At 63.4% G+C, this 8688-nt stretch carries 9 protein-coding genes; 2 read left to right on the forward strand and 7 right to left on the reverse strand.

The window, feature by feature from the left end; all coding sequences use genetic code 11:
• The 4 genes from Q0W90_RS20735 to Q0W90_RS20750 all read right to left on the reverse strand — a co-directional run.
• Positions 1–236: NAD-dependent epimerase/dehydratase family protein (locus Q0W90_RS20735; RefSeq protein WP_297776285.1), on the reverse strand; the 236-nt coding region annotated here is incomplete at its 3' end.
• Between the two features lie 36 nt (positions 237–272).
• On the reverse strand, positions 273–701 hold the full coding sequence (locus Q0W90_RS20740; RefSeq protein WP_297599720.1) for a Rid family hydrolase: 429 nt from the start codon (positions 699–701) through the stop codon (positions 273–275).
• Positions 702–818: 117 nt separating this feature from the next.
• Positions 819–1349, reverse strand: a complete 531-nt coding sequence (locus tag Q0W90_RS20745; RefSeq protein ID WP_297698851.1) for a cupin domain-containing protein — start codon at positions 1347–1349, stop codon at positions 819–821.
• 16 nt (positions 1350–1365) lie between these two features.
• The gene (locus Q0W90_RS20750) at positions 1366–2136 is read right to left on the reverse strand and encodes an SDR family oxidoreductase (RefSeq protein WP_297776289.1); all 771 of its coding nucleotides are present in this window, start codon (positions 2134–2136) and stop codon (positions 1366–1368) included.
• A 760-nt stretch (positions 2137–2896) separates the two neighbouring features.
• Between Q0W90_RS20750 and Q0W90_RS20755 the strand changes: the two genes are divergently transcribed.
• Complete coding sequence (locus Q0W90_RS20755; RefSeq protein WP_297776297.1) at positions 2897–4207, forward strand: FAD-dependent oxidoreductase; 1311 nt, start codon at positions 2897–2899, stop codon at positions 4205–4207.
• Positions 4208–4285: 78 nt separating this feature from the next.
• Here Q0W90_RS20755 and Q0W90_RS20760 read toward each other — a convergent pair whose 3' ends face one another.
• Positions 4286–4684, reverse strand: coding sequence for a GNAT family N-acetyltransferase (locus Q0W90_RS20760; RefSeq protein ID WP_297776291.1), 399 nt, complete (start codon positions 4682–4684; stop codon positions 4286–4288).
• A gap of 159 nt (positions 4685–4843) precedes the next feature.
• The gene (locus Q0W90_RS20765) at positions 4844–6082 is read right to left on the reverse strand and encodes a thiolase family protein (RefSeq protein WP_297698855.1); all 1239 of its coding nucleotides are present in this window, start codon (positions 6080–6082) and stop codon (positions 4844–4846) included.
• 386 nt (positions 6083–6468) lie between these two features.
• Between Q0W90_RS20765 and Q0W90_RS20770 the strand changes: the two genes are divergently transcribed.
• A complete protein-coding gene (locus tag Q0W90_RS20770; protein ID WP_297599279.1) occupies positions 6469–6687 on the forward strand; it encodes a ferric uptake regulation protein in 219 nt (72 codons plus the stop codon).
• Positions 6688–6793: 106 nt separating this feature from the next.
• Here Q0W90_RS20770 and Q0W90_RS20775 read toward each other — a convergent pair.
• Positions 6794–8688, reverse strand: a 1895-nt coding sequence (locus Q0W90_RS20775) for an MMPL family transporter (protein WP_297776294.1), incomplete at its 5' end; no start/stop codon positions are given.

Below are 8688 nucleotides of genomic sequence, written 5' to 3' on the forward strand. Positions count from 1 at the left end.
AGATTCGCCGTCGCGGTCGTGAAGAAGTGCATTACAGGTTCGTCGTCGAACAAGGGTGAATCGGCGACATCGACCAGGACGTCCGCACCGGCGAGCGCGTCGGCGAGGCCTTCACCGGTCAGGGCATCGACACCTGATCGGCGTGAGGCGGCGACCACGTCGTGTCCCTGCGCGTGGAGCTTGCTCGCCACTTTCGAGCCGATAAGCCCACGACCGCCGATGACTACGATCTTCATGATGAACCTTTCAGGGTTGCGCTTGGCTGGCTTGGTCTACGTGCTGCTAAATCCGGCGATGGCGACGACCTCGATTTCGACGCGCTGGCCGGGCAGTGCGAGCGCCTCGACGCCCAGCGCGGTCCACAGCGGCTGCCGTTCACCGAGCCGATTGCGGAACTGGTCCACCATCACCGACATGTGCTGATCGCCAATGGAATCGTCGGCGGTGGGGACATGGAAGGAGTGGACGTTCACCACGTCACCCCAGCTGGCGCCCACCTCAGCGAGAGTCTTTTCGACGTTGTCGCACGCCTTGTCGATCTCCTCCTCCAGGGAGGTGACCGACAAAGTGAAATCCGCGTCCCAGCCGCCCTGGCCCGAGATCTCGATGCGATCGCCGATGCGCAGAGCTTGGCGGTAGTGGTTGCGGGTGCGGGCAATCTCGCCGTACCCGGGTGTATCGAAGAATTCGGGCTTAAACATACGGGGGTTTCCTTTCATCGTTGTCTGTCGGAGCCGTGGCTGCTGCGATCGATGTGCTTCCGGGAGAACCGCTTTCGTAGGCGGCGCTCGCGATTCGACCGAGTCGACCCCGCACTATCAAAGAGGCTCACCGGGGAATTTCAAATCGAAGCGTTTGCAGAGTTCGGGAACACTGTCGACATCCATCTCCAGGTCGTACCGGGCACAGAGCTCGTCTAGATTCTCCGCCGAGACCTTGGCCACACCGCCGAGGTCGGTGAGCTCGTCGAAGAACTGCTCAAATCCTGCGGGAGAGATGATCTCGAGGATGCGCGCGGGCTCATCGCCCGCGTTCCAGAACGTATGCCATTGGCCTCGTGGCTTGAAGATGAAGTCGGCGGGTCCGCCGTAGAGCACTTCATCGCCGAGCAATGCGCCTACGCGTCCCTCGATGATCCAGCTGTACTCATCTTCGTTGTGGTGGCGATGAAGCGGTGCGCCCAGCGCTCGCGGCGACATCGGATGCTCGAGGACCGAGAAGCGCCCTTCCGCATCAAGCTTGTCGAGGATGTGGCGGACACCGATCGTGCCTTGGAACAACGACTTGCCTTCGGTGCGCCCCACAGACTTAGCTGCCGGGCCGCCTGGCCTCAAGATGTCTTTGGTCATTGGAATCTCCACCGGGTTAGTTTCGGCCGGCCATGACGCCGCCGTCGATGTTGAGGATTGCGCCGGTGACCCAGCTGGCCTGCTCGGAGAGCAGATAGGTGACGGCGTTGGCGACGTCGGCGGGGGTGCCGACTCGTCCTAGGGGATGAAACGGCGCGAACGTCTCTAGCGTGGCGTCGATCTCGTCCATTGGGACCCATCGTTCGAGAGCGGGGGTCTTCACGGCGGCCGGGGCCACCGCGTTGACGCGAATCTTGTGTCCGGCAAGCTCGATCGCCAAGTTGTGGGTGAGCGCATGCAGCCCGGCCTTTTGCATGGAGTGCCCAACCGAGGGGGTCCGGCCGATGGCCTGATGTGCCCACATGCTGCCGATGTTGACGATGGAGCCACCGTCGCCGCGGGTGACCATGCCCGCAACGACGGTCTGCGTCAGGAAGAACAAGGCATAGTTGAGCTCCATGTATGAGTCGTAGAACTGCTGGTCGTAGCTACGAAATGGCTTCGGGATGAAGAATCCGGCCGCGTTGACAAGCAGTGTCGCGTCGCGGTGCTGCTCGGCAAGCGCGCGCTGCACATCGGCGACGGCAGCGCGATCCGCCAGGTCGGCGGCAATGCCCCAGGCTTGGCCACGCCGGATCGTCAGCTCCGCGACGGTCTCATCGACCCGGGCTTTCGAGCGTCCGATGATCACCGCGCTGCCGCCGTGGTCGACGACGTCGAGCGCGACCTGCCGGCCGATGCCGGCGCTGCCCCCGATAACGACGACCTTCTTGGCCTCAAAATCCATACTCGGGCCCTTCCAAGTGCTCCTGACGGGCCTCTACTGGACCGTCGTTTCCCGTATCGACGACTCGTGACGCACGGAGTGGGGCGCCCCGAAGAACGGGTGACAATCCCCCGGTTCTGCTCGTACTGAGACTGCGGGTCGGCGGGGCGAGCTGTCATCACCCCAAGCACCTATTCACCCGGGTGATCTCGGCGCCGCCATGAACCGAAGCGTGGAGGGAGCGCTGATCAACACCGTCTTGAGACGACCACCATTACCCCGATCGTCACCGAAGTGGCCGCTCACATCGGCACCCACGCCGACGCTGTCGCCGTATCCGGTGGCAGCACACAGGTTTTCGTCACCGGAGCGCCGGGGTTGAGCCAAAACGGGCATCCCGTCTGAAGACTTCGCCAACGAAAGTATGCGGCCACAACGGTCGGTCAGCTTCTCACCCGGGTGAATATGCTCCGAAGGTGACGACATTTCACCCGGTCTGGCGGCATCGTTTGTGGCCGAAGCGTCGTCGACCTCATCTGCATCGGTCGCGAAAACCGTGACCGAACCACGACCATGGGCGACGACCGGAAGGCCACTAACCTGTGAACTCACAACACAACTGCCAGGCCGCGATCAATCGTTGCCGCGCAATCGTCGGGCCCGCTCAATCGTTGTTCGACTCCGACTGGGCAGCTGCGTCGTCTTCCGCACATCCGTCTAAGGGCTTCGCAACCACGCAACCGGGAGGTCAAAAGTGAAATTTCATGATTCGCACGGATCGGTGGCCTCGGTTGTGATTGTGGGAAGCGGCTTCACCGGATTCACCTGTGCCCGGCGTCTGGCCCGGATTCTGCGCCGACGGCACGCACCCGTCGACATCACCATCATTTCGCCGGTGGACTACATGCTGTACACGCCGTTGTTGCCCGACGTGGCCGGCGGAGTGCTCGATGCCCGTTTCGTCGCTGTGCCCCTGGCCAATTCGCTGCGGGGCGTGCACGCGGTGCGCGGCCGCGTCGACAGCGTGGATTTCACGCGGCGCACGCTGACCTACTGCGATCCGGAGGAACGCAGCCATGCGATGTCCTGGGACCGGCTGGTGCTCACGCCGGGGTCGGTGACACGGCTGTTCGACGTCCCCGGGCTCGCCACGTATGCGCGCGGGCTCAAGACCACCGCCGAGGCCCTCTACCTGCGCGACCACTTCGTCGAGCAGCTGGAGCTGGCCAACATCGAAGACGACCCCCAGGTGGCCGCGGCCCGACGCACCGTCGTGGTGGTCGGCGCCTCCTATTCGGGCACCGAACTGGTGACCCAGCTACGGGCGCTCGCCGACGCCGCGGCCACACAAATGGGCTTCCACCCCGCCGAGGTGCGGTTTTTGCTGCTGGACCTGGCCGAGCAGGTGATGCCCGAGGTGGGCACCAAACTCGGCGAAGCCGCGATGAAGGTCCTGCGCAAGCGCGGTATCGACGTCCGACTCGGCATCACCCTCAAAGAAGCGCACGCCGATCACGTTGTGCTCAGCGATGATTCACGCATCGACACCCGCACAATCGCCTGGGTGACCGGGGTGACCGGCGCCCCGCTGATCCAACACCTGGGACTACCGACCGACAAGGGCCGGATCACGGTGCGGCCCGATCTGCAGGTCCCCGATCACCCCGGCGTGTTCGCGGCCGGTGATGCGGCCGCGGTTCCCGACCTGACCCAGCCCGGCAAGATCACGCCACCGACCGCCCAACACGCCACCCGGCAAGGCAAGGTGCTGGCCCGCAACGTCGCCGCCAGCCTCGGTCACGGCAACCCCACCCAATACAAACACCGCAACCTGGGCCTGGTGGTCGACCTCGGGCCGCGGTATGCGGTGGCCAATCCGCTCAACATCCGGCTGACGGGGCTGCCGGCCAAAGCCGTCACCCGGGCCTACCACCTGTACGCAATTCCCCGCGGCGTCAACCGGTGGGCGGTGTCACTGGCGTATGTGACCGACGTCCTGTTCAACCGCTCCGTCGTCTCCATCGGGTTATCCTCCGAGAACGACGCACAATTCACGGCCAGCGAAGGCATCCCGATGCCGAAGGTCAGCTGACGCGCAGCCGAACTGCAGATGTCGGCCAAGGCATTACATGGCAAGAACCGCAAAGACGACGCATCCGCCGCCGGCCGGTTAGGGGCTGCCCGGAGCCGGGGGCGCAACGGGCCGCGACACCGGGCGGAGCAATCCCTGATATTGGGCGACCACCAGGTCCCGATATTCGGGATGGCGCAGAATGTAGTCAGCCGTGATCTTGCACCGCGGAATGACCGTGTGTCCGGCCGCCCGGATCAGTGCGAGCACACCACCGATCATCGCCGAAGAGACACCCCGATCACGCCATTGCTCATCGACTTCGGTGGCCATCAACACGATGTGGGCGTGGTAACGGCGGTAGGGCTGCCGACCGATCACCTGGCCGTCTACAGCGGCCTCGAACCGACCGTCTTGGGCGTTGTCGGTGATGATGGTCTGCAGTCCGTCGTGGGCTCTGCGTTCGATAGCACCCATCGACGTTGGCGATTCACTCACAATCAGCTATCCCTTCCATGTCATCATTGGCGGCAGCCGAGGTCGCATGTGCCATGACGTCACCCTCGGTGAGAGTCGGGTGGGTTGTCATCATCCGTCCCGCCGATTCATCCGGATGATTCGCCTCGACGAAACCGCACTGCACCAGGGCGTCGAAAGCTATAGGGCTTCAGGGTTTTCCACCACTAACGCCACCCCTTGCCCTGAGCCGATGCACACTCCGATCACGCCGTATCGTGCGCCACGTTCCCGCAACTCAATGGACAACGTCAACAAGTACCGCGTCCCGGTCGCACCAAACGGATGCCCGATCGCCACCGCACCACCGTTGGGTGTGAGCTTGTCATCGGGCACGACAAAGCCGTCGAGCTGATTGGGTAACTCCCGCAGCACTCCCAAGGCTTGCGCGCTGAACGCCTCGTGGATCTCCCAGACATCGATCTGTTGCGGGGTCAGGCCGGCGCGGCGGATCGCCGCCGGCATCGCCCACGCCGGCGCCACACCCATGATCAGCGGATCGATCCCGTAGACGGCGCTAGACACGATCCTTGCCAACGGCCGTATGCCCAATTGGGCCGCGCGCTCCTTCGAAGCGATCAGTACCGCGCTCGCACCGTCGCTCAAGGGTGTGGAGTTGCCCGCCGTCATTTGCGTGGTGCCCGGCTGGGCGGGAAGTGCCGCCAACGCCTCTGCGGTGGTGTCTTCGCGGATAAATTCGTCACGCTCAACCCAACGCGCCGCCGTCTTCTTGGTCGCCGCGATAGGCACCGCCATGATCTCCTTGGCCAGCCTCCCCCGGTCGTGAGCGGCTTTGGCACGGTGCTGTGAGCGCAGCGCAAACGCGTCGATCTCCTGGCGGGTCAGCGAATAGCGGTCCGCGACATTCTGTGCCGTCTCGATCATGCTGATGTAGGCGTTGCGCGCCAGCAGTACAGGATTCGGCGGACCGCCGGCACCACTCCACATGGTGTCGAGCATCAACACCGGACCACGGGGGCTGAAAGCCGCGTCGCCTTTCATCAGCGCCCAGCCCGAGCGCGACATCGATTCGACCCCACATGCGATGCCCAGGCCGAGATCGCCGGCCTTGATCGCGTGGCTGATGCTCGCCGCCGCACTCAACGACGAGCCGCAGAACCGATTCACGGTCGCGCCCGCGACGCTGTCGGGAAATCCCGCGGCAAGGGCCGCCCATCGCGCGATATCACCCATTCCCTCATGGGCAGGGTTCACGCACCCGGCGAGGACATCTTCGACGGCATCAAGGGGAACGCCCACCCGTTCGCATGCGCCCTTGAGCGTCATTCCCAAGAGCTCGTCGGCACGTATGGCCGATAGTGTGCCGCCGTAGCGGGCAAACGGCGTACGCACGCCGCCGAGGACATACGCCTCACTCATGGGGGTCCCTTTCCGTCGCAGCGCGCGCCCACAGACCGCCGGTACCCGTGTCGACGACGCGTGACGCACAAAGGTCGGGCGCCCCGACGACGGGGGACAATCCCCGGTTCGCTCGCACTGAGACTGCGGCCAGGCGGGGTGAGCTGTCGTCACCCCCACCACCTATTCACCCGGGTGACTAACGCGCAGCCGTGAACCGAAGCGTGAATGGACCAAGGCTTGCGGGCGAGTGTCGATTGTTTGCGCGTCGCGTCGATCTCGTCCGCTAGCAGCCACAGCAGAGCCGAGCTTGAATTGCAACCCACCTGGTTTGCGAAACGTAGATTGTTTGCTATCGGTCTGAAACCAGCATCGATTTAGGGCCCGCGGCGCGTACCCTCAACAGTGTGGTCAAGGCCAAGACCTGCGTACATTGCGGCCACACGTTCGATCCGAACGCCCGCAAGCGTGACCTCTCCAATCCGGAGTGGCTTCCGGCCGCGTCGATCTATTGTTCGCATGAATGCAGTGACCGCTTCCATTGCGATATCGGGCATTGCTGCTCGACCCACGTGAAGAAGAAGGTTCAGCGCGAAGCCGCCATGGCGGCGCGGCGCGAAACGTAGACCGATCGCCGTCCGCTTTCCTTGCTGAGCCGTTCGTCGGGGTGTTCAACTAGAGGCACCGTCGGAAACCCCCAATCGCCAGGAGGGCATAGCGGAAGCCGACGTGTTATCGGTGCGACACAACACAATCCGAATTCGGCGGCGCGTGCTCTGTCCGATGCGACGTCCGCGGATCCGGCGGGACCGCGTGCCGCGGCTGGTACAACAGTGCCCGAACCAGCGGGCGCGGCCCGACGGACCGAAGCATCTGGCTGGCCGGGCGGACCCGTACCCGCTTGGGCCACCAGAACCAGCGTCCCATCACCGTCATGATCGATGGGGTGATGAGCGATCGGACGACGAAGGTGTCGAACAACAGGCCGATGCCGATCGTCGTGCCGAATTGGCCGATCGCCCGAAGATCGCTGGTGATCATGGTGGCCATGGTGACGGCGAACACCACACCGGCGGCAGTCACCACCGGGCCGGTCACACCCATGCCGCGGATGAGTCCCGTTTTCAGGCCGGCTCCGATCTCCTCCTCGATTCGGGACACCAGCATCAGGTTGTAATCGGATCCCACCGCCAAGAGCACGATCAACGCGAATTCTGTTGCCACCCAGTGTAACTGAAAATTACCAAGGTGCTGCCAGATCAGTGTCGAGAACCCGAAGGCGGCCCCCAACGACATCACGATGGTGCCGACGATGACGCCCGCCGCGACCAAGGCGCGGGTGACGATCACCATGATGATGAAGATGAGCACGATCGAGGCCACCCCGGCGATCATCAGGTCGTACTTGGCGCCGTTGGCGATGTCGTAAAACGTCGCGGCCGTACCCCCGAGGTAGATGTCGGCATTTTCCAGCGAAGTGAGTTTCAGCGCCTCCTTGGCCGCTTGGCGCTCCTGATCGACAGACGCGATTCCCTGTGTCGTCGCCGGATCCACTGCATGAGTGATGATGAAGCGAGCGGCCTTGCCGTCCGGCGACACCATCAAGCTCAACCCCAGCAAGAAGTCCGGGTTCTGGAAGATCTCGGGTGGCAGGTAGAACACGCTCTCCACCTGGGAGTCGTTGAAGGACTTGCCCATCACAGCGTTCGTGTCGGTCAGCCGGTCGAACTGATCGATCAGGCTGTCGAACGTGCTGTAGATGGTCAGCGTCGTATCCCGGATCGACTTCGTGACGGCGATATTCTCGGGAATGATCGCCAGGAGTTCGCGCGTGGCCACAGCCGTATTGGTGAGGTCGCTGGTGAGGGCGTGGAACTTTTCGGCCAGCTGATCGAACCCGTCCAGCGCGTCGAAGAGCGACCGTAGCGACCAGCAGATCGGGATGTCGTAGCAGTGCTTCTCCCAGTAGAAGTAACTACGAATCGGTCTCCAGAAGTCGTCGAAATCCGCGATATGGTCCCGGATCTCGTCCGTAATGGCCGCCGTCTCCCCGGTGGTTTTCGAGCTGTCTTCCGCGGCATTCGCGAGCTTCTGGGTCACCGTGTACTGACGCTCTAAAAGGGCGATCTGGGTGTCGAGGAAACCGGTGATCTTCTTGATGTCGGCGACGCGGTCCTTCAGGTAGTTCAGGTTGCTGCGGATCGGCGCGCTTTGCACACTGAGCTGGAACGGAATGGATCCGTCTTGAATTGGCGGGCCGAGAGGTCTGGTGATGCTCTGCACCCGTTCGATGCCGGGCACCCGAAAGATGGCGCCGGCGATCTTGTCCAGGACCAGCATGTCTCTGGGATTGCGCAGATCGTGGTCGGATTCGATCATCAGAAGGTCAGGGTTCAAGCGGGCCTGGGTGAAGTGTTGATCGGCCGCGGTGTACGCCTTCACTGACGAAGCGCTTTGCGGCAGGTAGTACAGGTCGTTGTAGCGAGGAGTGAAGCCCATCAAGCCAATTGCGCCGACGATCGCCAGGATGACGGAGGTCGCGAGGATGGGTGCAGGCCACCGCACGATGGCCGTCGCCAAACGGCGCCACCGGGTGTAGTTGAACTCGCGCTTCGGGTCGAACAGGC

The organism is Mycobacterium sp. (genome assembly GCF_025933915.1).
GTDB lineage: Bacteria > Actinomycetota > Actinomycetes > Mycobacteriales > Mycobacteriaceae > Mycobacterium.